General features: G+C 65.9%; 1 protein-coding gene. It reads right to left on the reverse strand.

Annotated elements, in window-relative coordinates:
* Positions 1-311, reverse strand: a 311-nt coding sequence (locus tag JG676_RS08200; RefSeq protein ID WP_200217927.1) for an ATP-binding cassette domain-containing protein, incomplete at its 3' end; no start/stop codon positions are given.
* Positions 312-434 lie beyond the last annotated feature (123 nt).

The following is a 434-nucleotide window of genomic DNA, read 5'->3' on the forward strand; positions in this document are numbered from 1 at the left end:
GTGTAGGCCGGGTTGAGGCTCGTCATCGGCTCCTGGAAGATCATCGCCATCGCGTTGCCGCGTAGCCGCGACATGCCGGCGTCGTTCAGGGTGCGCAGGTCCTCGCCTTCGAAGGCCAGCCGCTCGGCCCGACGCACCGCGCCGCGCGCCAGCAGATTCATGATGGCGAGCGCGGTCACGGATTTGCCGCAGCCCGATTCGCCCACCAGGCAATGGGTCTCGCCGCGCTCGACGGTGAACGACGTGCCGCGTACGGCCGCGGTGCGCCCGAAGCCTACTTCGAGCTTCTCGACTTCGAGCAGGGCGCTCATGGATCGGTCCTCGCGCCGAACATGTCGCGTAATCCGTCGCCCAGGAGGTTGATGCCGAGCACGAGCACGAAAAGTGCCACGCCTGGGATCATGATCACCCATGGGCTGAAGAACATGTAGTCC

The organism is Campylobacter sp. 2018MI34, assembly GCF_016598975.1.
In the GTDB taxonomy this organism is placed as follows: domain Bacteria; phylum Campylobacterota; class Campylobacteria; order Campylobacterales; family Campylobacteraceae; genus Campylobacter_D.